Origin of the sequence: Pelagimonas sp., assembly GCF_050633425.1 — a bacterium.
GTDB lineage: Bacteria > Pseudomonadota > Alphaproteobacteria > Rhodobacterales > Rhodobacteraceae > Pelagimonas.
Map to the genome: position 1 here is coordinate 76,468 of NZ_JBOEGM010000012.1, position 25,121 is coordinate 101,588.

The 25,121-nt window shown below is 55.7% G+C and carries 25 protein-coding genes; 16 read left to right on the forward strand and 9 right to left on the reverse strand.

What is annotated here, in order from left to right:
- The first annotated feature begins 68 nt into the window (after positions 1–68).
- The 7 genes from ACRBB0_RS09465 (at position 69) to ccoS (ending at position 7,199) form a co-directional block, all read left to right on the forward strand.
- On the forward strand, positions 69–779 hold the full coding sequence (locus tag ACRBB0_RS09465) for a PAS domain-containing protein (RefSeq protein ID WP_431374186.1): 711 nt from the start codon (positions 69–71) through the stop codon (positions 777–779).
- A gap of 6 nt (positions 780–785) precedes the next feature.
- Positions 786–1,529: a sensor domain-containing diguanylate cyclase gene (locus ACRBB0_RS09470; RefSeq protein ID WP_431374187.1), complete on the forward strand. Its 744-nt coding sequence runs from the start codon at positions 786–788 to the stop codon at positions 1,527–1,529.
- Between the two features lie 444 nt (positions 1,530–1,973).
- A complete protein-coding gene (locus ACRBB0_RS09475) occupies positions 1,974–2,849 on the forward strand; it encodes a LysR family transcriptional regulator (RefSeq protein WP_431374188.1) in 876 nt (291 codons plus the stop codon).
- Between the two features lie 94 nt (positions 2,850–2,943).
- Entirely contained in the window at positions 2,944–4,383 is a 1,440-nt protein-coding gene (gene ccoG, locus ACRBB0_RS09480; RefSeq protein WP_431374189.1) for a cytochrome c oxidase accessory protein CcoG, read from the forward strand.
- Entirely contained in the window at positions 4,380–4,844 is a 465-nt protein-coding gene (locus ACRBB0_RS09485) for a FixH family protein (protein WP_431374190.1), read from the forward strand. The genes ccoG and ACRBB0_RS09485 overlap by 4 nt, the downstream gene beginning before the upstream one ends.
- A 3-nt stretch (positions 4,845–4,847) precedes the next feature.
- Positions 4,848–7,034, forward strand: a complete 2,187-nt coding sequence (locus ACRBB0_RS09490; protein ID WP_431374191.1) for a heavy metal translocating P-type ATPase — start codon at positions 4,848–4,850, stop codon at positions 7,032–7,034.
- Positions 7,035–7,040: 6 nt separating this feature from the next.
- Positions 7,041–7,199 (forward strand): cbb3-type cytochrome oxidase assembly protein CcoS, encoded by a 159-nt coding sequence (gene ccoS / locus ACRBB0_RS09495; protein WP_431374192.1) that lies wholly within the window; start codon positions 7,041–7,043, stop codon positions 7,197–7,199.
- Here the strand turns inward: ccoS and ACRBB0_RS09500 are convergent.
- On the reverse strand, positions 7,196–7,654 hold the full coding sequence (locus ACRBB0_RS09500; RefSeq protein ID WP_431374193.1) for an Lrp/AsnC family transcriptional regulator: 459 nt from the start codon (positions 7,652–7,654) through the stop codon (positions 7,196–7,198). The two genes, ccoS and ACRBB0_RS09500, sit on opposite strands and share 4 nt — an antisense overlap.
- 136 nt (positions 7,655–7,790) lie before the next feature.
- Between ACRBB0_RS09500 and ald the strand changes: the two genes are divergently transcribed.
- Positions 7,791–8,912: an alanine dehydrogenase gene (ald, locus tag ACRBB0_RS09505; protein ID WP_431374194.1), complete on the forward strand. Its 1,122-nt coding sequence runs from the start codon at positions 7,791–7,793 to the stop codon at positions 8,910–8,912.
- Between the two features lie 8 nt (positions 8,913–8,920).
- Here the strand turns inward: ald and ACRBB0_RS09510 are convergent, their stop codons facing one another.
- Positions 8,921–9,673 carry an AraC family transcriptional regulator gene (locus ACRBB0_RS09510; RefSeq protein WP_431374195.1) on the reverse strand — a complete coding sequence of 251 codons (753 nt, stop codon included), beginning with the start codon at positions 9,671–9,673 and terminating at the stop codon, positions 8,921–8,923.
- An 87-nt stretch (positions 9,674–9,760) separates the two neighbouring features.
- On the opposite strand from ACRBB0_RS09510, the gene ACRBB0_RS09515 reads away from it, so the two are divergent.
- On the forward strand, positions 9,761–10,297 hold the full coding sequence (locus ACRBB0_RS09515; protein ID WP_431374196.1) for a peroxiredoxin-like family protein: 537 nt from the start codon (positions 9,761–9,763) through the stop codon (positions 10,295–10,297).
- A 76-nt stretch (positions 10,298–10,373) separates the two neighbouring features.
- On the opposite strand, the gene mscL is transcribed toward ACRBB0_RS09515, so the two are convergent.
- From mscL to ACRBB0_RS09540, 5 genes are all read right to left on the reverse strand, one after another.
- Positions 10,374–10,796, reverse strand: a complete 423-nt coding sequence (gene mscL, locus ACRBB0_RS09520; RefSeq protein ID WP_431374197.1) for a large conductance mechanosensitive channel protein MscL — start codon at positions 10,794–10,796, stop codon at positions 10,374–10,376.
- 133 nt (positions 10,797–10,929) lie between these two features.
- Positions 10,930–11,379, reverse strand: coding sequence for a YtoQ family protein (locus tag ACRBB0_RS09525; protein ID WP_431374198.1), 450 nt, complete (start codon positions 11,377–11,379; stop codon positions 10,930–10,932).
- A gap of 183 nt (positions 11,380–11,562) precedes the next feature.
- On the reverse strand, positions 11,563–14,070 hold the full coding sequence (locus tag ACRBB0_RS09530; RefSeq protein WP_431374199.1) for a GcvT family protein: 2,508 nt from the start codon (positions 14,068–14,070) through the stop codon (positions 11,563–11,565).
- A gap of 133 nt (positions 14,071–14,203) precedes the next feature.
- Positions 14,204–14,989: a hypothetical protein gene (locus ACRBB0_RS09535; protein ID WP_431374200.1), complete on the reverse strand. Its 786-nt coding sequence runs from the start codon at positions 14,987–14,989 to the stop codon at positions 14,204–14,206.
- A gap of 78 nt (positions 14,990–15,067) precedes the next feature.
- Positions 15,068–15,997, reverse strand: coding sequence for a hypothetical protein (locus ACRBB0_RS09540; protein ID WP_431374201.1), 930 nt, complete (start codon positions 15,995–15,997; stop codon positions 15,068–15,070).
- A gap of 222 nt (positions 15,998–16,219) precedes the next feature.
- On the opposite strand from ACRBB0_RS09540, the gene ACRBB0_RS09545 reads away from it, so the two are divergent.
- From ACRBB0_RS09545 to rpe, 7 genes are all read left to right on the forward strand, one after another.
- Entirely contained in the window at positions 16,220–17,266 is a 1,047-nt protein-coding gene (locus tag ACRBB0_RS09545) for a rod shape-determining protein (protein WP_431374202.1), read from the forward strand.
- Between the two features lie 115 nt (positions 17,267–17,381).
- Positions 17,382–18,314, forward strand: a complete 933-nt coding sequence (gene mreC, locus ACRBB0_RS09550) for a rod shape-determining protein MreC (RefSeq protein ID WP_431374203.1) — start codon at positions 17,382–17,384, stop codon at positions 18,312–18,314.
- The gene (locus ACRBB0_RS09555; RefSeq protein WP_431374204.1) at positions 18,307–18,846 is read left to right on the forward strand and encodes a rod shape-determining protein MreD; all 540 of its coding nucleotides are present in this window, start codon (positions 18,307–18,309) and stop codon (positions 18,844–18,846) included. The genes mreC and ACRBB0_RS09555 overlap by 8 nt, the downstream gene beginning before the upstream one ends.
- Positions 18,843–20,762 (forward strand): penicillin-binding protein 2, encoded by a 1,920-nt coding sequence (gene mrdA, locus ACRBB0_RS09560; RefSeq protein WP_431374205.1) that lies wholly within the window; start codon positions 18,843–18,845, stop codon positions 20,760–20,762. Before ACRBB0_RS09555 ends, mrdA begins: the two co-directional genes overlap by 4 nt.
- Positions 20,759–21,898: a rod shape-determining protein RodA gene (rodA, locus tag ACRBB0_RS09565; protein WP_431374206.1), complete on the forward strand. Its 1,140-nt coding sequence runs from the start codon at positions 20,759–20,761 to the stop codon at positions 21,896–21,898. The genes mrdA and rodA overlap by 4 nt, the downstream gene beginning before the upstream one ends.
- Positions 21,898–22,833, forward strand: a complete 936-nt coding sequence (locus ACRBB0_RS09570) for a 2-hydroxyacid dehydrogenase (protein WP_431374207.1) — start codon at positions 21,898–21,900, stop codon at positions 22,831–22,833. Before rodA ends, ACRBB0_RS09570 begins: the two co-directional genes overlap by 1 nt.
- A 46-nt stretch (positions 22,834–22,879) precedes the next feature.
- Positions 22,880–23,560 carry a ribulose-phosphate 3-epimerase gene (rpe, locus tag ACRBB0_RS09575; protein WP_431374208.1) on the forward strand — a complete coding sequence of 227 codons (681 nt, stop codon included), beginning with the start codon at positions 22,880–22,882 and terminating at the stop codon, positions 23,558–23,560.
- A 133-nt stretch (positions 23,561–23,693) separates the two neighbouring features.
- Here the strand turns inward: rpe and ACRBB0_RS09580 are convergent, their stop codons facing one another.
- Both ACRBB0_RS09580 and ACRBB0_RS09585 read right to left on the reverse strand, forming a co-directional pair.
- Positions 23,694–24,089, reverse strand: coding sequence for a PaaI family thioesterase (locus ACRBB0_RS09580; protein WP_431374209.1), 396 nt, complete (start codon positions 24,087–24,089; stop codon positions 23,694–23,696).
- 6 nt (positions 24,090–24,095) lie between these two features.
- Positions 24,096–25,118 (reverse strand): phosphotransferase family protein, encoded by a 1,023-nt coding sequence (locus ACRBB0_RS09585; protein WP_431374210.1) that lies wholly within the window; start codon positions 25,116–25,118, stop codon positions 24,096–24,098.
- Positions 25,119–25,121 lie beyond the last annotated feature (3 nt).

Consider the following 25,121-nt stretch of genomic DNA (forward strand, 5'->3'; position numbering starts at 1 on the left):
TCGCCCAAAATTAACTAAATTTAAGGACATTCAAAAATATATTTGAACACCCCCGAGCGAGTGGATGCATGAACGTCGCCCAAGCCACACTACCAGAGGAAAGCAACAGCGCACTCACCGCAGTCCGTGCTGTCTTTCAGTCTTTTCAAGAAGCTCTCGTTCTTGCTGACGCCGATCGCAAGATCGTTTGGTGCAACCAAGGATTGGTAGATCTGCTCGGGTATGAGTTGCATGACTTGCAGGGGCAATCGGCGCGTATCCTTTATACGGAAACGGATGACTTTATCCTAACGGGCAAAACCCGGTTTAACAGAGCCGGAAATCCAGCCCAGCAAACCTACGCGATGGCGTATCGCCACAAGGATGGCAACATCATTCAATCTGAAACCACAGGCTGGGCAGTTTTTGGTGATGACGGAAATGTCGCGGGCTACGCGGCGATCATCCGAAACGTCACTGAGCGTCTCAAGGTTGAGACCGCTCTCAGCAATCTTTACGCTATTTCGTCGTCTCAATCGATGAACGGACCAGAGAAAATTGACGCCATACTCGCGCTTGGCAGCTCCTTTTTTAAGCTACCCGTCGCGTTGGTCAGCATGATCCGTGGTGACACCTATACTGTGCTGTTTTCAAACTCGGCCCTGATGGACATTCCCCCGGGCACACAGTTCAAACTTGGTTCGACCTTTTGCAGCAAAACGATCAATGCAACGGAACCACTTGCCCTTCACGCAGCGGATGCCGACGGCGGCGATTGCAGCCACCCTGCCTACAAATAATTTGGATTGCGTGCCTATATAGGAGTGCCTTTGATTGTCGACGGCGAACGCATTGGGACTTTAGGGTTTTCGAGCCCTATGCGGCGCAAACCGTTTAGTCCGGCGGAATGCGATGTCATTAAGCTCTGTGGCGCATGGATTGCGCAGGAACTATCGCTTGAGATGAGCTATCAGGCCTTGGCCCGCGCGGCATCACAAGATTGGCTCACAGGGGCGGCGACCAATCGCGAATTCAGAACCAAACTGAACGCCGTTTTTGTTGATTGCAAACGTCTACGCCAAGATGCGCAGCTGATCCTTTTTGACATTGGCCACTTCAAATCGGTCAATGACCGTTTTGGCCATGATCGCGGCGACATGGTTTTACGCAGATTATCCGAGACCGTTCAGCAGGTGTTAGGCCCCGACGTTCAACTCTACCGTATCGGCGGCGAAGAATTCGCCGTTATTTTGCGGAACTCGGAATTTGCGCCCGCGATGGATGTCGCAGAACAAATCCGACAGGCAGTCGAAAGCATTGATTTCGCGTTGGAAGATGACTTTAAGGTCACCGCAAGCCTTGGGGTCTCTGTCTTCAATGCCGACTTCGAAACCGAGGCGGATTGGCTAAAATGTGCGGATGTCGCTCTTTATGCGTCAAAGCATAACGGCCGCAACCGCATCTCGGCAAACAACCGAAGCGCGTCTATGCAATTAAATGGTGACTGCATTGTAGAAACCTGCCCCGGCCGCGAAAATTGTGGTCGCTAGAAACGCTCAGCTTGACACAAATCAAGGCGCACAATCGGCCACCCTGTCAAATTCACGGTAGAAAGACCGGGGCCCTCCCCCCGATCATAAATATACCTCAGCTTACGGGTTGAGGCGTATTGCGCCGATGCCCTGTCCTGTTCGCGCGTTTCCTAGGGTATCGGCGCATTTTCTTCCCAATCTACGAAAACCACCCCCGCCGGAACATCCGCTTGCGGCGCGTTTGCGCGGCGTCTTCGCGTCTCCGATCAGCCTCATGAATAGGCTTTTGCGGATGTTCATCCGCGAACCTATGTAAATCCTGACGGCAGGCTACTTTTAAGCTTTGTGCAAAAATCGAGTACATATCACCCTCTTGATTTCGTGTTTTCCTGTTGAAACACTCACACAAAGCGTGATTTCCTACGAGTCAGCAAATTTCCCTGCATGTAAGGTGATCTTACAATGAATTGGTCAACCCTTCCGCCCCTTGCCGCCCTGCGCGCCTTTGCTGCCTTTGCGCAAACCGGGTCCATGACCGCTGCAGGTGCCGAATTGAACGTCACCCATGCCGCAATCAGCCAGCAAATCAGACAGTTAGAGACGCATCTCAACGTGTCCTTGCTGGAAAGGAACGGCAAGCGTGTGTCCTTAACAAGTGACGGTCAAATCCTGGCCAACTCGGTGAACAACGCATTCACCTTGATGTTCGAAACAGTGCAACAGCTCAGCTCGCAGGAAGAAGAACGACCCTTGCAGATTTCCTGCACCTCAAGCTTTGCGGCCGTTTGGCTGATGCCCCGCTTGGCAAATTTCAGGCAAAAACATCCTGATATCAGCATGATGATCGACCCGAACCCAAATATCGTTGACCTAAGTCCAGGCGGGATCGACGTTGCCATTCGCTACGGCACTGGTCCGTGGCCGGGCCACGAATCACATGCTTTGATCGCTGCCCCTTTGGCTTTGGTTGGCACAACCGAATTGGTGCAAGGTTACCCGCGCAACAGCCCGGAAACCTATGCCGAACTCCCCTGGTTGAATGAATTTGGGACAAACGAGGCTTCGCGGTGGATGCAAAAACACGGAATTAGCACCGGAAAGGCCAAATCCATCACCAATGTGCCCGGAAATCTCGTGCTGGAAGGCATTCGCAGTGGGCAGGGCGTGGCGATGATCACCCGCATGATGGTCGAAGACGATATCAATGCGGGCCGCATAACCGTTTTGTTCGAAGAAGACAGCGGCGCAAGCTACCATTTGGTCACCCGACCGGGGGTTCAGCGCCCTGCCCTCCGGGCATTTTGTCGCTGGATCTTGGCTGAAGCTGCAAAAACCTAAATCAAAGATTCAGAATTTGATGCAGGTCAATGCTGCACTCGCAAAGGATTGAGAAAACACACATCGACGAAATCCCTTAACGGAGCGATTCCCCGTGTCCGACAATAATACGACCCCGCCCTCCCTGTACGCCGCCCGCGAACCCGTTTTTCCCAAACGCGTCACAGGGGCCTTTCGGAACCTTAAATGGGTCATCATGCTGGTCACCTTGGGGATTTACTATTTGACCCCTTGGATCCGTTGGGATCGTGGACCGCAGCTTCCCGATCAGGCCGTATTGGTCGATCTGGCCAACCGTCGGTTCTATTTCTTTTGGATCGAGATTTGGTCGCACGAATTCTATTTTGTCGCTGGCCTCTTGATCATGGCCGGGCTGGGCCTGTTCCTTTTCACCTCGGCGCTTGGCCGCGTTTGGTGCGGCTATGCCTGCCCTCAAACCGTTTGGACAGACCTGTTCATTCTGGTTGAGCGCTGGATCGAGGGGGACCGCAACGCCCGCCTGCGCCTGCACCGTCAAAAGAAATGGGATGCACGCAAACTACGTCTCAGAATAACGAAATTCGTTTCGTGGTTTCTTATTGGCTTGGCCACGGGCGGCGCGTGGGTGTTCTATTTTGCCGATGCGCCTACGCTTTTGGTTGACCTTGTCACCGGCCAAGCGCACCCGGTGGCTTACACCACAATGCTCGTTTTGACGGCGACCACCTTCTTTTTTGGCGGCATCGCCCGCGAACAAATCTGCATCTACGCATGCCCGTGGCCCCGTATTCAGGCCGCGATGATGGACGAAGACACCTTGACCATCGGGTATCGCGATTGGCGCGGAGAGCCGCGCGGCAAGCTGCGCAAGCAGCAAGATACCAGCCAAGAGACCGGAGACTGCATTGATTGCATGGCCTGCGTGAATGTCTGCCCTATGGGTATCGACATTCGTGACGGTCAACAGATGGAATGCATCACCTGTGGGCTTTGTATCGACGCTTGCGATGACATGATGGACAAAATCGGCAAGCCGCGCGGTTTGATCGATTACCTTGCGGCTTCGGACGAAGTTAACGAACGCGCCGGCAAGCCACCACGCCCGGTTCGGAGCCATATTTTCCGGGTCCGTACCATGATGTATACGGCCCTTTGGTCGTTGGTTGGTATCGGACTTGTCTTTGCCTTGTTCATCCGGCCAGAAATTGAAATGACCGTTGCCCCGGTTCGAAATCCGATTTTTGTGACAATGTCTGATGGATCGATCCGCAACACCTATGAGGTGCGCTTGCTCAACAAACATGGCGAAGATCGGCCGTTCCGCATTACACTAAAAGGCGATCCATCGCTTTATGTACAGCTCGAGGGCACGCCCTATGAAACCGTGACGGTCAACGCCAACGAAACCTTGCTGCAAAAGGTCCATGTGATTGCACCGCGCCATTCCGACCCGGCAAGTCAGGAACGGGTCGACATCCGCCTGTGGGTTGAGGATTTGACCACCGGTGATCGCGCACATAACGATACAGTCTTTAACGGGCGGAATGACAAATGACCAAAACCGAACGCAAACTGACCGGATGGCATGTTTTGGCAATCTTTGGTGGGGCCTTTGGCGTCATCATCGCCGTCAACCTCGTGCTGGCCTATAGCGCCGTCAAAACCTTTCCCGGCGTCGAAACCAAGAACTCTTACGTCGCCAGCCAAACCTTTGACGACCGCCGCGCAGCCCAAGAGGGATTGGGCTGGGATGTCGCTGCCAAACACACCGGCGGGTTGTTGATACTGTCCATAGCCGAGCAAGACGGCACCCCGGTTCAGGTCGGCAAACTTGATGCCACTCTGGGCCGCCCGACCCATGTCAAAGATGACCGGTCGCCCGATTTTCAGTTTGACGGACGGGCCTATGTGGCGCGCGAAGCGCTGGCCCCCGGCAATTGGAACATTCGCATGAAAGCCGTCGCGCTGGACGGCACCCCTTTTGAGCAACGCGTTGTCTTTATCGTAGAGGATTGACCCATGACGGCTGTGATGCGCCCTCAGGCTTCGGCCTGCCCTGCTTGTTCCGCAGCCCCGGCAGCCGAGGCGCTGGCTGCGGCCGACGAACCGACCGAGGCGCATATCGTTTTGTCCTTGCCGACAATCCATTGTGCGGCCTGCATGGCGACAGTGGAACGCGCCCTTGATGCATCAGACGCGGTGCGCTCGGCTCGGGTCAACCTGACGATGAAACGCGTGAGCGTAGAAGCCGACCCGAATTTGACCGCGGCCGACATCATTCCGATTGTCGAAGCCGCTGGCTATGAGGCGCATGAACTGGACACAACCGCGATCAGCGCCACTCAGACGGATCGCGCCGGACGTGAGTTATTGATGCGGCTGGCCGTGGCCGGTTTCGCCTCCATGAATGTCATGTTGCTGTCCGTGGCCGTCTGGTCCGGGGCCGAAGGGCCTACGCGCGACATGTTCCACTGGATTTCCGCCGCCATTGTGATCCCTGCGATTGCCTTCGCGGCGCAACCGTTTTTCAAAAACGCCTGGACGGCGCTTAAGGCCGGGCATCTTAATATGGATGTGCCGATTTCACTGGCCATTCTGTTGGCCTTGCTCACCTCAATCTGGGAAACGTCCCTGTCAGGTGAACACGCCTATTTCGATGCGGCTATGGCCTTGACTTTCTTCTTACTGACAGGCCGTTACCTTGATCACCGCACCCGCTCTATTGCCCGTTCCGCCGCTGAAGAGCTTGCCGCCCTCGAAGTGCCACGGGCATGGCGGCTCGTTGGTGACGACGAAGAACAGATCAACGTCGCCGATTTACAGGTGGGTGATCTCCTGCGCGTCCGTCCCGGTGGCCGGATGCCTGTGGATGGCGAAATAACCGCGGGCACATCCGAGCTTGATCGCTCGCTTTTGACCGGTGAAACGCTCCCGGTATTTGCCGAGCCCGGCACGGTGGTAAGCGCGGGTGAAGTCAACTTGACCGGACCACTTGTGGTGCGCGCAACGGCCGTTGGCCGCGACACGTCCTTGCACCGCATGGCCGATCTGGTCGCCGTCGCGGAATCAGGCCGGTCGCGTTATACGTCACTGGCTGACAAGGCGGCCAAGCTTTATGCGCCCGGTGTCCATATCCTGTCAGCCTTGGCCTTTATCGGCTGGTATCTGTGGTCAGGCGATTTGCGTATTGCCCTCAACATTGCGGCCGCCGTTTTGATCATCACCTGCCCCTGCGCCTTGGGTCTTGCGGTGCCCGCGGTCACCACCGCGGCCTCGGGCCGTTTGTTCAAACAGGGATTGCTGATCAAAGACTCAACCGCGTTGGAGCGGCTCGCTCAGGTCGACACCGTCGTGTTTGACAAGACTGGAACCTTAACGGCGGGAACACCTGAGTTAACCAATCAAGATGATTTCACCCGTCGTGATCTCGAGATTGCGTTGGCCTTGGCCGATGGGTCTGCGCATCCGTTGTCGCAATCCTTGACCACAGCAGCACGCAGCGCCGGGGTTTCCCCCGCAAATGTCGCCGATATCAAGGAAGTGCCAGGTCATGGCACCCAAGGCATGTGGCACGGTCAATTGGTTCGGCTTGGCCGCGCCGCTTGGGTGGGGGCTGGTCCTCACGCTATGACCTCGGCTTGGCTGCGCGTCGGAGACGGGCCTGCACAGGCCTTTACCTTTACGGACCGCCTCCGAGACGGGGCCGAAGAAGCCGTGCAATCCCTTCAAACCAGTGGCAAAAAAGTTGTTCTCATGTCCGGCGACACCACTTTGGCCGTCGAAGCTTTGGCCGCGCGCCTCGGGATTGATCAATGGTTGGCCGAAGCCCTGCCCCAAGACAAAGCTGCCCGCATTCAGACCCTGACCGATCACGGGGCCAAGGTTTTGATGGTTGGCGACGGATTAAACGATACAGCCGCCCTAACAGCAGCACATGTCTCGATCTCTCCGGCCTCTGCTTTGGATGCGGCCCGTGTTGCCTCGGATATTGTCCTGCTTGGCGGCTCCTTGGGCCCAATCCCAGAAGCCGTGACAACTGCGCGCAAAGCCACCAGCCGCATCCGCGAAAACTTTACCATTGCGACATGGTACAACATTATCGCGGTCCCGCTGGCGATTGCCGGTTTATGCTCGCCGCTGATTGCCGCATTGGCGATGTCAGCCAGTTCGATTACAGTGTCACTCAACGCTTTGCGCCTAAGGTAACCTGCCGTGAATATCCTAACCTATCTCATCCCGATTTCATTGGTTCTAGGCTGCGCGGGCCTCGGCTTCTTTGTGTTCACGCTGCGTTCCAATCAATACGATGATCCTGACGGCGACGCGCAGCGCATTTTGTCGGGCGAATATGACGACAAACCCAAGGGTTAAACCGGCAAGGCGGTCGTTTTAAACACTGTTCGCAAGGCAAAACTGGATTGCATTTGCGCAACCCCCGGCAGACGCGTCAAATATTGACGGTGAATGCGCGCGAAATCTTCGGTGTCCTCAGCGACAACTTTTAGGATGTAATCCGCCGTCCCCGCCATCAAATGACACTCCAAAACATCGGGGACCCGCGCCACCGCTTTTTCAAAGGCTTCCAAGACTTCATCCGCTTGCGCGCTAAGCTTGATCTCAACAAATACCGTTGTCGGCATGCCAAGTTTGCGCGCATCAAGCAGCGCAACATAGTCGCGAACATAGCCGTCTTTCTCCAATCTTTGCACCCGACGGTGGCAGGCTGACGCTGACAGATTGACCTCGTCTGACAGGTCAGCATTGGAAATCCGCCCCTTGCGCTGAATCACCCGCAGGATACGTTTATCGGTCTCATCCAAGGCCATATGCGGTCACTTTCATCCTATTTTCGGGTAGAGTTCGAAGAATCTTCGATTGTTCACGCTAACTACGCATCAAATTAGCAGGGAAATTGCAAGGCATTTCCACCATGCTTAAAAAATAGGCAAATGGAGAATGGTTATGAAAATCGGGTGCCCTACGGAAATCAAACCTCAGGAATTTCGCGTCGGTCTGACGCCCAATGCAGCCCAAGAGGCGATTGGGCAAGGCCATCAGGCGCTTGTGCAAAAGGGGGCCGGTATTGGCGCGGGCTTTTCTGACGAGGATTACATTGCCGCTGGTGCGGTGATGATCGACACCGCCGAAGAGATTTTTGCAACGGCTGACATGATCGTCAAAGTCAAAGAACCTCAGGCCGTTGAGCGTAAAATGCTGCGCGAAGACCAATTGCTATTCACGTACCTGCACCTTGCGCCTGACCCAGATCAAACCAATGATCTGATCGCCTCTGGCTGTACAGCCATTGCCTATGAAACCGTCACGGACAATCACGGTGGTTTGCCCTTGCTTGCCCCGATGTCAGAAGTCGCCGGTCGCCTTGCGCCGCAAGTCGGGTCTTGGACATTGCAAAAAGCCAATGGCGGACGCGGTGTCCTGATGGGCGGCGTTCCCGGCGTTGGCCCCGCCAAAGTGGTCGTGATTGGCGGCGGTGTCGTTGGCACCCATGCGGCCAAAATCGCCGCCGGTATGGGCGCAGATGTGACGGTTCTGGATCGCTCCATCCCGCGTCTTCGCTATCTTGACGACGTCTTTGGCGGCACGTTCAAAAATCAGTATTCCACAGCCGGTGCCACCGCCGAACTCATCCAAGAGGCAGACATGGTCATCGGTGCGGTGCTGATCCCCGGAGCCGCCGCGCCCAAGCTGATTTCACGCGCTCAACTGTCGACGATGAAACCCGGCGCGGCTCTGGTTGATGTGGCGATTGATCAGGGGGGATGCTTTGAAACCTCCAAGGCCACCACGCATGCTGATCCGGTCTATGAGGTTGATGGCATTATGCATTATTGCGTTGCCAACATGCCCGGAGCAGTCGCCCGCACGTCAACCATCGCGCTTGGGAACGCAACTTTGCCGTTTATGCTCGCGCTTGCCAACAAGGGGTGGCGTCAGGCCTGCACCGATGATCCGCATCTGCTCAACGGGCTCAATGTCCACGCCGGTAAGCTAACGTATTCTGCCGTTGGCAAAGCTCTGGGGATCGACGTGACATCCCCGCAATTGGCGCTCATGGCAGCCTAAACAGGTTCCTAAGCGCCAAGTGCCGCCCCAGCGCGTCCCCTAAATGCCAGGGGCGGCACTCCATATTTTTGTCGAAACGCCCGTGTAAAGGCTTCTGGTGATCCATAGCCATAGCGGCGGGACACGGTTTCGACTCTTGCGCCTTGGGTCAAATCTTGGCGTGCCACAGTCAGCCGCCACTGTCGCAAATAGGCCATCGGCGACAGACCCACCTTTTGCGAAAACAGTTCTGAAAAACGCGACAGAGATAGCCCCGCCTCAACCGCCAGATCCCCACTGGTCCAGCCATGACCGGGGCGGTTGTGGATCGCGACGATGGCACGCGACAAACGCAAATCGGTCAGACCGGACAAGACCCCAACTTCAGTGCAGCCAGTGTCGAATTGAAAGCGCAGCAGCCGCACAATGACCACTTCGGCCAGCCGCCTCAACACGGAGGCGGAACCGCACCGACGCGCATCCGCCTCCCATCGCAAAGCCACAGAAAGCCCCATCAAATCAGGGCTATCGATGGGCATTTCTATGAGATCCGGCAGCCCCGTTTCCAACGGATTTTCGGCACTTCCCCACCCGACATGGGCCGCAAAATGAGCCTGTTGAAAAACAGCGGCCTCTTTGACGAACACAATGCTCTTGGGACCGTCGTCATCACCGAGCACAATGAGGTTAGCCACCGCGTCAGTAACCGGAGTGATTGTAATGTCAAACCGCTCGATCAGATCGGCAAGGCGGTCAGGTCTGTTCTCACTGCAATCCGACATTCGTAGTTACCGTTAGATTTTTCGGAATTTTCTAACCAAAAATTGCGCAATAAGGAGATGTCGTCAAGTCTGAAGAGGAACCACCACATGCTGATGCCGCGCCAAAAGACCCCTAATCTCACCCTGCCAACGCTTGATCATGGAGAGTTTGATCTTGCCTCTCAGAGCGCAGAACGCGGCACATTGGTTTGCTTTTTTCGCGGTCTGCACTGCCCGATTTGCGCCACTTACCTCAAAGAGCTGATCAAATTGCAGGACCAATTTGCGCAACGCGGTGTCGAGGTGATCGCGGTCAGCTCTGACAATGAGGAACGCAGCCGTGCGATGGCCGACAAGATCGGCGCACCCCCGCTGCGCATGGCCTATGACCTGCCATTGCAAACGGCCCGTGATTGGGGCCTGTATATTTCAACGTCTCGCGGCAAAACATCAATTGGGATCGACGAACCGGCTCTGTTCTCTGAACCCGGCCTGTTCTTGATCAACACTGATCAGACGCTCTATTTTGGATCGGTTCAGACCATGCCGTTTATGCGGCCACATTTCTCGGAATTGGTCGGTGCATTGGATTTTGCAATCGCAAACAACTACCCAGCGCGCGGCGAATACAGCGAAGAGGTCTAACAGCAAGATCATTTGCTGTGCCAAACCAAAAAGGGGCCCACAATTGGGCCCCTTCCGACACACCTGATAGAGGTGGTTACTTTTTGAGGGAATCGCGGATTTCCATCAGGATATCGAGCTCGCTTGGGCCTGCTGGGGCTTCTTCTTTGGGCTCTTCAGGCTCTTCCGTTGCGGCCTTGGCTTTGTTGACCATTTTGACCAGCATGAAGACGACAAAGGCAATGATCAGGAAGTTGATGATCGCCATGATGAAACGGCCAATCGCAAAGACCGACGCGCCGGCTTCTTCGGCTGCTGCAAGAGTTGCATAGTCTTTGCCGTCAAGCGCATAGAACCATTCGCCAAAATCTATGCCTCCCATGAACAGGCCGATGATCGGATTGATCAAATCGCCAACAAGCGATGTCACAATGGCAGTAAATGCCGCCCCAATGATAATACCGACCGCCATATCCATGACGTTGCCCTTGGCAATAAAGTCTTTGAATTCCTGAATCATGTCCCACGTCCCCGATTTGTTGATGCGGGCCCACCGCCCGCTGCACATAATTAACACGCGTAAGGTTTGTGCATGCAACAGTAGGTTGGGAAAAGAGGGAAACTAAATATAGGTTTCCCCCAATAACGTCACATCAACCGGGCAACTCGCCGGTCTGAACATAGCGTAGGATTTGCACCACTTGCTCGGGGCTACGCGCCACAGCCAGAGCAGCCGCATCAACTTCCTTGAGCGCGTGATCATGCTCAGGCTGTTGAAGAATGATCAGGGATTTGCCCAGCGCACTTGCGTAACCCGCATCAAATGCAGCGTTCCATTGGCGGTACTTTTCGCCAAAACGGACAACCACAACATCGGCTTCCTCGATCAGTTTCCGGGTACGGATCGCGTTCATTTGCGCGCCCTTATGATCGTGCCAAAATTTGTTGTCCTCGGCCCCGAGGATCGCAACACCGCAATCATCAGAGGCGGCGTGATCGGTGTTAGGGGCCGAAAAGACCGCATCAAGGCCATCGGCCCCGGTGATGATTTGCTCGCGCCAATCGGTGTGGATTTCGCCGGACAGGTAGACATGGAAGGTCATTTTCAGGTCTTTCTAAAAAGGAAACGCGCCAAAGGGAACGGTTGGTGAAACCATAGCCCTTTGGCACTTTGTGTCCAGCGGCAGAATGGGGCGCGGCCCCGTCTCGAGCAAAGCTCGGGCCGCCCGGAATATCTATGAAAAGAAGACGTACTTAGGGTCTGGAGCCATTAAGGGTTCAGGACCCTAGCCGTCTATGCGGATGGTTGCGTTCTTTGGATCATAGGGGCTGTCACAGGTGACGGTGGCGTCCCACAGCTTGTCTTGCATTTTGACCTTTAGCTTGGTGCCTTCAACGGCCAAATCGGGGGTGACATAGCCCATACCGATGGATTTTTCGAAATGCACCGAATAGCCGCCCGATGTGAGGCGCCCAACCCGCGTACCCTCTGGGGTATACAGCACTTCGCGCCCCCATGGATCGGCGTCCGCAGGCCCGTCAATCAACAGGGTACAGCACTTGACCCGAACGCCCGTGGCCTCCATCGCCTCTTTGCCGTGGAAGTCTTTGGACAGGTCGATAAAGCGTGGCAAGTCGGCCTCGGCTGGGGTGGCGTCGCGGCCCAATTCGGTACCAAAGGCACGATAGGATTTTTCCTGACGCAGCCAGTTTTGCGCCCGCGCACCGACCAATTTCATGCCGTGCTTTTCGCCTGCGGTCATGAGCTGATCCCAGAGATAGGCCTGCATTTCGATGGGGTGATGAAGCTCCCATCCCAGTTCACCGGTATAGGCAACACGGATCGCATTGACCGGGCACATTCCCAGTTCAATTTGGCGCGCTGACAGCCAAGGAAAGCGTTTGTTGGACAGCGCCGTGGCGGGATCGGCATCAACGATGAGCTCGTTCAGAACATCACGCGACTTTGGACCGGCGATGGCGAAAACGCCCCATTGCGTGGTGACATCCTGAATCTCGATATAGCCGAATTCGTCCATTTTCTCTTCGGCGGCTTTGCGCAGAAAATCAGCGTCGTATTCGCTCCAAGCCCCTGCGGAAACGAGATAATAATTGTTCTCGCCATTGCGCACGATGGTGTATTCGGTGCGCGTTGTGCCCGCAGCGGTCAGTGCATAGGTCAGGTTGATCCGGCCAATTTTGGGTAGCTTGTTACAGGTGAACCAGTCAAGGAACTGCGTCGCCCCTGGCCCTTTGATCACGTGTTTTGTAAAGGCCGAGGCATCAACAAGACCAACGCCATTGCGGATCGCCTTGGCCTCTTCGACGGCGTATTGCCACCAACCACCGCGGCGGAAACTGCGGCTTTCTTCGTCGAAATTTGATGGGGCATCAAGCGGCCCGTAATAGTTCGGACGTTCCCATCCATTCACCCAACCAAATTGCGCCCCCAGCGCTTTTTGACGGTCGAAAACCGGACCGGTGCGCAGGGGCCGACAGGCCGGGCGTTCTTCGTCGGGATGGTGCAGGATATAGACGTGTTCGTAGCACTCTTCGTTCTTGCGTGCCGCAAATTCGGTGGTCATCCAGTTTGAAGAATAGCGCTTGGGATCAAGCGATGCCATGTCGATCTCGGCCTCGCCATCGACCATCATCTGGGCAAGGTAATACCCGGTGCCGCCAGCGGCGGTGATACCAAAGCTGAACCCTTCGGCCAGCCACATGTTGCGCAGGCCCGGCGCGGGTCCAACCAGCGGGTTGCCATCAGGCGTATAGCAGATCGGGCCGTTGAAATCGTCTTTGAGGCCCGAGTCAGCGCAGGAGGGCACGCGTTCGGCCATCGCCATATATTGATCCGCAATCCGGTCGAGATCGAGTGGGAACAGGTCGGCGCGAAAGCTATCAGGAACCCCATGTTCAAAACGTGCTGGCGCTCCATGTTCATAGATGCCCAAAATCCAGCCGCCCCGTTCTTCGCGGGCATAAGATTCGTTGTCTGCATCGCGCACAACCGGATGTTCAGGGTTGCCTGCTTCGCGCCATTTGACCAGCTCGGGATCTTTATCCATGACGATAAAGGTGTGTTCGACTGGAATAGCGGGCATTTTTATGCCCAGCATTTTGGCGGTGCGCTGTGCGTGGTTGCCCGAGGCGGTGACAACATGTTCGGCAGTGATCACAACCTGTTCGTCCGATGGCACAAGGTTGCCACCCTTTTCGACCATCTTGGTACAGGTGACTTCCCAATGGGTGCCCGTCCAATGGAAGGCATCGGCCTGCATTTTGCGCACAATGTCGACGCCACGTTGGCGCGCGCCCTTGGCCATGGCCTGTGTCACATCAGCAGGATTAATATAGCCGTCTTCAGTGTGATAAATCGCGCCCTTAAGGTCGGATGTTTCGATCAGGGGCCAACGTTCCTTGATCTGATCCGGGGTGAGCCATTCATAGGCAACGTCACAGGTTTCCGCAGTTGAGGCATAGAGCATATATTCGTCCATACGCTCATCAGTTTGGGCCATACGAAGGTTGCCCACCACCGCAAAACCGGCGTTCAGACCGGTTTCTTCCTCAAGACTTTTGTAGAAATCCACCGAATATTTGTGAATATGCGTCGTGGCATAAGACATATTGAAAAGAGGCAACAGACCAGCGGCGTGCCAGGTTGACCCCGATGTCAGTTCATCGCGCTCGATCAACATCACATCGTCCCAGCCAGCTTTGGCCAGATGATAGGCAATCGATGTTCCGATGGCACCGCCACCAACTACCAATGCTTTGACTTGGGTTTTCATGCATCTGTCTCCCGCTGCTTAGACAAATGCATAACGCGAGAGTTTCCGACAGGCAGACCCGGTCCGACAAAATCGGGCCAAAAACGACTCCCTGGACTGAGACTGATTGCCATGAAGGCTTTCAAGGGCTGCTTTAGGTATCGCCCACCGGCTTTTTCAACAGGCTTGCGACCATTTCACGGTTGATTTGCATCAGAATCTTTTTGATCGAGTCGCTGGACGCCCGCGCTATCGCAAAGCTGTGTAGCTTGCCGTCGCCCGTCCCCCGACCATAGATCATGGTTGTGCGTTTTGAGCTACTCGCGGCACCAGACCATTTTCTCGGCGGCAGCTTGCTAAAGCGAATTTGGTTATAGCGCATAAACTGCGGATAATCCGTGTTGTAATAGGAATCCCGGAAACTGCTGGTCACCACCGAGGGTTTGGCCCCTGACGAAATCCGCTCGCCTTCGTGTTTTTCACGAAGGTATTTGATGTGAAGCAAGACCATCTCATGGCCTTTTTCGTACACCCAAGCCCCCTTTTGACCAGGTTTGAGCGGGCACCCGTCTGGGTCGCCTTCGACCATCTCGGCCATCGACGGTTTGCGATTGCGCCCTTCACAAAACGCGATTTCAGGAAACAACGTCCAGAAATCCGCCTCAACAAACGGGCGTTTTGTCCACCCGGCGGGTGCCGGTGGGTAAATCGCGTCAATGTTGCGGGCGAGATCTTTTTTGCTGCCCATCGGGGTAACCGTCGCCATCAAAGGCGCGGAAAGTGGTTGCACATCACGCCCAACGCGCATTTCAACGTAAGCGACCACCCCGGCAGGGCGGTTCAATGCCGACGCATAGGCGCGAAACATCGCGAAATCGATTCCCAGGGCCAAGATCAAAACCGCAGGAACACTGACCGCTAGAACAACAAATTTCCACATATCACTTGCCTCAGCTCAATTTTCTTGGGGCCACATCTAGGGGGCCTTGCCATGGCCCCGCGAAACTTCTCGATCCATTCAACGTGAATAGCGTTCCGCGTTGGCTTCAACATTGCTGCGATGATCCGCCCGGTCTTGCGCTGCCGAGCGCAGCAATTGCCGCTCACGTTCAAGGGCCGCCTCACGGCGCTTGCGAACATCGTCAGACCCCGCCGCCATTGCTGGCGCAGTGCCCGACGGGCTGACGAACTGGCGAATACGACCTAAATGAATCCCGTTCAGGATCTTTTTGATCGACCGATCCTTGGCCTGCGCTTTGACGGTGATGCGAATACTGGACCCATCCGGGACAATCATATCGGCTTCGATGGTACGAAACGCCAAGTGCTCAAAATCACTGACGGTTTCGACGAAAACGACTCCTTTGATGCGAGCAAACGCGATATCATCTTTGTCCCAGTTTTCGTGGGCCTGCATGTTCTGGATCGCAACTTCTGACACTGTCCGAGCTTTGCGCGGTTTATCTATTTGACGTATGCGCACGGCGATCCGCTCACTGCCCTGCACATAGACCCAGGTTTGCTTGGCCTCGCGCCGGACGTATTTTTTGCCTGAAAAGGAATTAAACTCATCCGAAAGCGCTGAGAACTTTGGCGACAGCTCCTCAATCGCGCGCTTTTCCATCTCGTCATGGCTGGGGATCGGACCTTGAAAGCGCCCGCGCATGATCTGCGACTGCGTCATGCTCCAAGATTGTTTGCGCCATCCATGGGGGGCAGCAGGCAATAAATCCCGAAGGTCCTTGGCCAGATTTTCCTCTAGATGTTGCTTGGTACGCCGTTTTTCGGCCGCGATCTGGCCACGTTCCGCCACGGACTCAACCCATCCTGACAGACCAAACTCCACAAACCCTTGGGTCGAATTGATGGCCTGAATCGAATAATCCGCGATCCCAAGCGAGCTTACGATAGAGATAAATCCACACATGATTGCAATTGCGATACGCACGATAGCCTCGGCAGTTTAAAATTGACCTAGCTTATTTTGATCAACCAATGCGGGCGGAAAAATGACCACGGCAGGACAATTCTTGTGCATTTACTGGATGCGGCGAATTCATGCTGATTTGACCGGTTGTCACCCTTTCGCATCTTGCGCGACCCCCCTATAAGGACAGCTGGCCCGGGTCGTCAGAGTCGCGGGCCTTGCAGGCTATGGGGCAAGACGCAAATGTTTGGAATTGACGGTATCATGGGCATGTTCTCATCGGACATGGCCATCGACCTTGGGACGGCAAACACGCTGGTCTATGTGAAGGGCAAGGGAGTGATCCTTTCTGAGCCTTCCGTGGTCGCCTATCATGTCAAGGACGGGCAGAAAAAGGTTTTGGCCGTTGGTGAGGACGCCAAATTGATGCTCGGCCGGACCCCCGGCAGCATCGAAGCCATCCGCCCGATGCGCGAAGGTGTGATCGCCGATTTTGTTGCCGCCGAAGAGATGATCAAAGAATTCATCCGCAAAGTGCACCGCCGCTCCACGTTTTCACGTCCCAAAGTGATCGTCTGCGTTCCGCATGGCGCGACGCCGGTGGAAAAACGCGCGATCCGAAATTCTGTTTTGTCCGCTGGGGCACGCAAGGCAGGTTTGATTGCCGAACCGATTGCCGCCGCGATTGGGGCCGGCATGCCCATCACTGATCCAACCGGGAATATGGTTGTCGACATCGGTGGCGGGACAACTGAGGTTGCGGTCTTGTCGTTGGGTGACATTGTTTATGCACGGTCCGTGCGCGTTGGTGGCGACCGAATGGACGAAGCCATCATTAACTACCTGCGCCGCCAGCAAAACCTGCTGGTCGGGGAAAGCACGGCGGAGCGGATCAAGACCTCGATCGGGACCGCACGCATGCCCGATGATGGGCGTGGCAGCTCAATGCAAATCCGCGGACGCGATTTGTTGAACGGCGTCCCAAAAGAAACCGAAATCAGCCAAGCTCAAATCGCCGAAGCGTTGAGTGAGCCGGTTCAAGCGATCTGCGAAGCGGTTATGACGGCCCTCGAAGCGACCCCACCCGATCTTGCGGCAGACATCGTTGATCGCGGCGTTATGCTGACCGGTGGCGGCGCGTTGTTGGGTGATTTGGATTTGGCTTTGCGCGAACAAACCGGGCTGGCCGTGTCAATCGCCGATGAAACGCTGAATTGCGTAGCCTTGGGCACCGGTAAGGCGCTTGAATACGAAAAACAGCTCGCCCACGCGATTGATTACGACAGTTAACTCTGGGCGGTGCCAAATTCCGTGCACGGAATTTACAAGGTTCTGGAAAAATCTTGTTCCGCGCGCCGCAAGGACGCACAACAGATCAACGGATGCAGCATAGGACGGAGGCCGCTTGGCTCAAGACCGCGGATCAAGCGAGGATTTCACCCGCCCGCTCAAGCGGCTGCTTCTGGCTGTCCTAACCCTTTTCTTTATCGTTGTTTTCCTTTTTTGGCGGATCGATTCGCCACGGGTTGAACGTATTCGCGCACAAATTGTGGATACGTTGGTGCCACGGATGGATTGGGCCATGGCCCCGGTCACCGCATCGGTGAAAATTTTACGCGACTTTCAAAGCTATCAAAGCATCCATGAGCAAAATCAGGAATTGCGGCGCGAACTGCGCCAAATGGCGGCTTGGAAAGAAGCGGCGCTTCAGCTTGAGCAAGAAAACGCACGGCTTCGCGACCTAAACAATGTCCGACTCGATCCACGGCTGACCTTTATCACCGGCGTGGTTCTGGCTGATTCTGGGTCGCCCTTTCGACAGTCTGTGCTGATCAATGTTGGGTCTCGTGACGGTATTGTTGACGGCTGGGCGACAATGGACGGGATCGGATTGGTGGGTCGGATCGCCGGAGTTGGTGCCAATACCAGCCGCGTGATTTTGCTCACGGATACCCATTCCCGAATTCCCGCTGAAATCCAGCCTTCCGGTCAGCGGGTTCTTATTGTTGGCGACAACTCTGCCGCGCCGCCCATCGATTTTCTGGAAAACCCGGATCAAGTTCGCCCCGGTGACCGCATTGTGACAACCGGCGATGGTGAAGTCTTTCCACCTGGCCTTTTGATTGGCCAAGTCGCCCAAGACCCCGGCGGACGGTTGCGTGCGCGTCTGGCGGCCGACTATGAGCGGTTGGAGTTCTTGCGCGTGCTGCGGGATCACGGCGCACGTCGGGTCAACCAGCCCAGCGGCTTGATCCTGCCCCAAGATTTGCCTGACGCCGACGCCCCGGCCCCCGCGTTGCCCGATGCGAATGCAAACGCTGAGCCAGAAAATGGCTGAGCGCAGTCCAACCAAGCTCTGGATAATGCGGCTGGCTTATCTCGGTTTTGCGGCTTTGATCCTGTTCGCTCATCTTTTGCCTTTGGAAACCACGCCCCAACGCTTTGCCGGGCCTGATATTCTGGTCGCGTTGACCTTTGCTTGGGCCCTGCGCCGCCCCCAATATGTGCCAATGCTGCTGGTCGCTCTGGTGCTGTTTTTGGCAGATCTTTTGTTGCAACGCCCCCCCGGTCTTTGGGCTGCGCTTATTCTGCTATCGACGGAATGGCTTAAATCACGCGACCGATCGTTGCGCGAAAATACCTTTGTTGCGGAATGGGTCACTGTGGGCTCTACGCTGTTTCTTGCCACCTTGCTCTACCGCCTTATCCTTGGCCTCTTGATTGTTTCGCCCGGAGCGCTTTCTCTATCCTTTATGCAATATGGTATGACCATGCTTGCTTATCCGCTGATCGCCGGTGCCAGTTATCTGGCATTTGGCACGCAACGCGGCAAGCAAGGAGAGGTTGATCACGTGGGACGCAGAATATGAGACGCACAGTCCGCGAAACCGAAGAAAGTGCCCGCCGCATCACACGGCGCGGTCTGCTCTTGGGCAGTGCGCAGCTCGGATTTGCCGGGGTTCTGGCGTTGCGCATGCGATACATGCAGGTGGACCAAGCCAGCCAGTTTCAACTCTTGGCCGAGGAAAACCGAATTTCGATTCGACTAATTTCGCCGACGCGCGGTCGTATTTTTGATCGCAATGGGCTGGTGATCGCCGAAAACGAACCGACGTATAAAATTGTTCTGGTCCCAGAAGACACCGACGATGTGGCCGATGTGATTGCCCGCGTGTCGAGCCTTGTTGAGTTGGACGAAGACGATTTGAACCGCGCGCTTGCCAATATCGACCCCAATCGCCCTTTCGACCCGGTTACCATCGCCGATCGGGTGAGCTGGCAAGATGTCAGCAGGGTGGCTGCAAATGCCCCGGCTTTGCCCGGTATCAATACCGAGGTCGGACAGTCGCGGATTTACCCGCAATCTGAACTATACGCCCATGTTGCTGGCTACGTCGCAAAAGTAAACGAACGCAACCTAAGCCGCTACGAAGACCCGCCATCGGTCCTCAATTTGCCCGGCTTTCAATACGGGCAGGTTGGCGTTGAATCGAAATACGAAGACTTATTACGGGGCAAAGCCGGAGCAAAGCGCGTTGAAGTGAATTCAGCCAACCGGGTGATGCGCGAATTGGATCGGCGCGAAGGTCAAACCGGCCCGGATTTGCAGCTGACCGTAGACACTGACCTCCAAGACTATGCGTTTGCGCGGTTGGGCGAGGAATCGGCTTCGGTGGTGGTGATGGATTTGGAGCATGGTGATTTGCTCGCCATCGCCTCTGCTCCGTCTTACGACCCGAACAAATTTGTGCACGGTATTTCAACGGCAGATTACGCCATTCTGCGCGACAATGATCATCGCCCACAGGCCTCTAAAACCGTTCAGGATGCCTATCCGCCCGGTTCAACATTTAAAATGGTGACTGCATTGGCGGCATTGGATGCCGGGTTGGTCGCGCCGGATGAAACCACCTATTGCCCCGGTCATATGGAAGTTGGCGGACGCAAATTCCACTGCTGGAAACGCTCCGGGCATGGCAACGTCAACCTCGAGCAAAGCCTGCGCCACAGTTGCGACGTCTATTATTACGACCTTGCTCTCAAAGTTGGGATCGAACGGATAGCCGCCATGGCGCGACGTTTGGGGCTTGGTGACGCCCACGGTGTCCCGATGTCCGCGGTGACGAGCGGGTTGGTGCCGGACAAATTATGGAAGCTGCGAAAACATAAACAAGACTGGGTGATTGGTGACAGCGTCAACGCCTCAATCGGGCAGGGTTTTGTCCTGACATCCCCGATGCAATTGGCCGTGATGACTGCGCGGATCGCCACAGGGCGAAGCATTTCGCCCCGGCTGGTGAAACGGATCGGCAATGTTGAAACGCCGTCGCGTGCGGGTATGGATTTGGGCCTGAACCCCAACCACTTACTGCAAATTCATCGCGGCATGTATGCGGTGTCGAACAACCGCCGCGGTACCGCCTACAAATCGCGCATTATTGCCGATGGAAACCGTATGGCTGGCAAAACTGGCACGGCGCAGGTGTCCTCGACCGTGGTCGACAACAAATCCGTCGCTTGGGAAAAGCGGGACCACGCGTTATTTGTCAATTTCGCGCCTTGGGATGACCCAAAAATTGCGGTTGCGGTTGTGGTGGAACATGGCGGTGGTGGCTCTGTCGCAGCGGCCCCAATCGCCCGTGACGTGACATTGCAGGCGCTGTACAAAGGCGATCCCCCGCTTGAGGCCTACCCCAAAAAGGATCGTGCCAGGATCAAAGCGCTTCAAGCCCGATTGTCGCGGGAACGCAAAGAGCGCCAGGCCAACCGGAACTCCCGTGCATGAGCTATCTTGAGCATAATATCAAAAGCGTCCCAACCGGTTGGCGCAAGATTCTGCACCTGAATTGGGCGCTGGTTTTGCTGCTCTGTGCCGTGGCATCGGTTGGGTTTTTGATGCTGTACTCGGTGGCGGGTGGCTCGTTTTCACCTTGGGCCGAGCCGCAGATCAAGCGCTTTGTGCTCGGCCTCTCTGTGATGTTCATCGTCGCAATGGTGCCGATCTGGTTCTGGCGCAATATGGCGGTTGTCGGCTATATCCTTGGCCTCGGGCTTTTGGTTGCGGTTGAATTGTTCGGCTCTCGGGCCGGGGGCGCGGTGCGTTGGATTGATTTGGGGTTCATGCGCTTGCAGCCTTCTGAACTTATGAAAGTGGCCGTAGTTGTCGTTTTGGCCGCCTATTACGATTGGTTGCCGCTCAAGAAAACGTCCCGTCCGCTTTGGGTTGCTATTCCGATTTTGCTCATCCTGATCCCTGTGGCTCTGGTCTTTAAGCAACCCGATTTGGGCACCGCCTTACTGATCGCCATTGGTGGCGGACTGATCGTCTTTTTGGCGGGGGTCAGTTGGTGGTATTTCGGCGGTGTTGCAGCATTGGCGGCGCTGCTTTTGATCGGTGTTTTCGAAAGCCGCGACACGTCTTGGCAATTGCTCAGCAATTATCACTATGACCGGATTGAAACCTTTCTCGAAGATACAGACGATCCGCTCGGCAAAGACTACCATATCACACAGGCCAAAATTGCTATGGGCTCTGGTGGTTGGACCGGCAAAGGATACATGCAAGGGACGCAATCGCGCCTAAACTTTCTCCCTGAAAAACACACCGACTTCATCTTCAACATTCTGGCCGAGGAATTTGGGTTTGTCGGAGGCGTGTCATTGCTCTCGCTCTACATGCTGATTGTCGTGTTTTGCATATTCTCCGCACTGCAAAACAAAGACCGGTTTTCCTCCCTCATGACTCTCGGGATCGGATTCACGTTCTTTCTCTATTTCGCCGTCAACATGTCGATGGTGATGGAGCTTGCCCCGGTGGTTGGGGTCCCCCTCCCGATGGTGAGCTTTGGCGGCTCGGCCATGTTGGTTCTCATGCTGGCCTTCGGGCTGGTGCAAAGCGCACATATTCATAGGCCTCGTTGATGACACTCCATATTCTTTTCTCGGCCAAAGCAGAACGCTGGTCAGACTACGAAACTCCTTTGCGCGCGGAACTCGACGCCGCCGGGCTGGACTATGTTCTCGATTGCGACATGCCATCCGACGTCGTCGACTACATTATCTATGCCCCAAATGCAGAGATGTCTGATTTCGGCAAATTCCCCCGTCTCAAGGCAGTGCTGAACCTTTGGGCCGGTGTTGAAGATGTCGTTCACAATGAAACCCTCAAAGTGCCTCTGGCCCGAATGGTCGATCAAGATGGTCTGACCCAGGGCATGGTCGAATGGGTGACGGGCCATGTGCTTCGTCATCATTTGGGCATGGATGCGCATATCGTAAACCCGAGCAATACCTGGGATTGCACCCCGCCTGCGATTGCCTCAAATCGCCCTGTTACGGTTTTGGGCCTTGGGGCGTTGGGCTTGGCCTGCGCTCAAACTCTTGCATCGCTGGGCTTCCCCGTGACCGGCTGGAGCCGGTCGTTGAAAGACGCGGAGGGCGTCACCTGCTTGGCTGGTGAGGCTGGGCTGACCAAGGCCTTGACAGCCGCGCAGATCGTGGTGCTTTTGCTCCCGAAAACCCCTTCGACCGAGAATATTTTGAATGCAGAGCGCTTAGCTTTGCTGGCCCCCGGCGCCTTTGTCATCAATCCCGGTCGCGGCCCTTTAATTGATGACAACGCATTGCTGGCCGCTTTGGAAACAGGTCAGGTTGCCCATGCCACATTGGATGTGTTCCGCGTCGAACCCCTGCCCAAAGACCATGCGTTTTGGGCGCATCCAAACGTGACCGTCACCCCTCATATCGCGTCCTTCACCCGCCCTGAAACGGCAGCGCGGGTGATAGCCGCAAACATCGCGCGCGGCGAGGCGGGCGAGGCGCTGTTACACCTTGTCGATCGCAGTGCGGGCTATTAAGCCCTGCACATCTGCCCCATGGACTCTGCCCCAATAGGAATCGCTCATGACTTTCGACCGCAGCGTGAAGATCGCGCCCTCCATCCTTTCTGCTGATTTCGCCGATTTCGGCCGTGAAATTCAGGCTGTAGAAGCCGAAGGGGCGGATTGGATCCATGTTGATGTCATGGACGGGCATTTTGTCCCAAACCTGACCTTTGGCCCCCCCGCCGTCAAAGCCTTTCGCAAACATGTGAAAACGGTGATGGATGTGCATTTGATGATCTCGCCGGTAGATGCCTATATCGACGCCTATGCCGATGCCGGGGCCGATATTCTGACCGCGCATGTTGAAGCAGGCACCCATAGCCATCGCACCATGCAGGCCATTCGCGGTGCCGGCATGAAGGCCGGGATTGCGCTCAACCCCGGCACGCCAGCGGAAGCGGTGGAACATCTACTCGACCTGACCGATCTGGTCTGCGTGATGACGGTAAACCCCGGTTTTGGCGGGCAAAAATTCATCGATATGACCGCAAAAATCCGCAAGCTGCGTGAGATGATTGGCGATCGGCCAGTGCATATTGAGATCGACGGCGGTGTTGACCCAACAACGGCTCCACTGGTGGTCGATGCAGGCGCAGATGTTTTGGTCGCAGGTTCAGCCGTTTTCCGGGGCGGGTCAGTGGAAAACCCAGCGCCCTATGGCGAAAACATTCGCGCGATCAAGGCCTCTGTTTCTAGCTGATTATGGCTCTTGGTTGGGTCCGGGGCCACCGCCCAGGTGGGGGCCCAGCCATGTATTCTGGCCACCTACTCCGACCATGTGCCCTAAAAGGTTTTGACCACCAACACCGCATTGGTGGTCTGACTTTTGGCGATTATTTGCGGTAGCGGAAAGTGCCCGTGCCTTTGGCGATAAGCTCACCGGTTTCGTCGCTGATCTTGCCTTCTGCAAAGAACGTCGACTTGCCACCGCCGGTCTTAAACCCCTCGGCAATAAAGACTTTGCCCAACGGACGTGACAGATATTGCACGTTTAAGGTCAGCGTCCAGCACATTTGCCGATAGTCCGGGTCGCCGGTATAACAGCCCGCAAACCCCATGACCGTGTCCAAAAGCGACGCGTGTGACCCGCCGTGCGGGCTTCCGTGACGGTTCATGATATGCGGCTCTAGTGGCAGCTGGAATTTGGAATATCCATCGCTCCATTCCACCATCTCAAACCCGAGATGTGCGGCATAGGCATATGCTTTTTCACGCAGTTTTTCATCCATACCGATCTATGTCCGCCAATCTTTGGACCCAAGTCCGAGGTGTGCAAAATGTGGGACAAACGCCCCAAGTTTGAGCCCCTTTTCCGGGTTGGCGGCATTGCCGTCAAGCGCCCGTTTCTTGACACCTTGCAAGATCGCCCCCATTCGAAAAAACGAAAACGCAAGGTAAAACCCAAAGTTGGTGATCATTGGCAGGCCACGGCGCGCGCAATAATCGGCGATAAACTCCGCATCACTTGGCAGCCCCAGTTCTTCCCGATCCATCCCTGCCAATCCTCGCCCTTCACAGCCCGGAGGCAGTTGCCATTGCATGATGACACCGGCCAAATCCGCATAGGGGTGTCCCAACGTCGACAATTCCCAATCGAGCACCGCAACGCAATCGGGCTCTTGAGGGGCAAACAAAAGATTGTCGATGCGAAAGTCACCGTGCACCAGCGTGCGCTGGCCGTCATCAGCGGGCATATTTGCCGCCAACCACGTGATGAGCTGTTCCATAGCTGGCAGGTTTTCGGTTTCCGAGGCTCTGTATTGCTTGGTCCAACGCACCAGTTGCCGCTCAAAATAATGGCCGGGGGGGCCATAGTCTGACAGGCCAACAGCATCGACATCCACCGAATGGATGGCGGCAAGCACCCGGCTCATTTCTGTGATAATCGCCCGGCGCTCTGACCGGGTCGTGTTGGGCATCGACGGGTCGACAATATTACGGCCTGCGACATGCTCCATCACGTAGAAATCTGTGTCCAGAACCGAGCTATCTTGGCAAAGCGCCAACATGGTGGGCACAGGCACGTCCGATCCCGCCAGGGCCCGCTGCACCCGAAATTCACGATCCACAGCATGCGCCGATTTTAGCAACACACCGGGGGGTTTGCATCGCAAAACATAACTGCCGCAAGATGTGTCCAACCGATAGGTCGGATTGGACTGTCCCACGTCAAATTTCACTGCCTGAACAGAGCCTTGGAGGCTTTTTATATGTTCGGACATCCACTCTGACACCCGGTCTAGATCGACCTGTTGCATGGC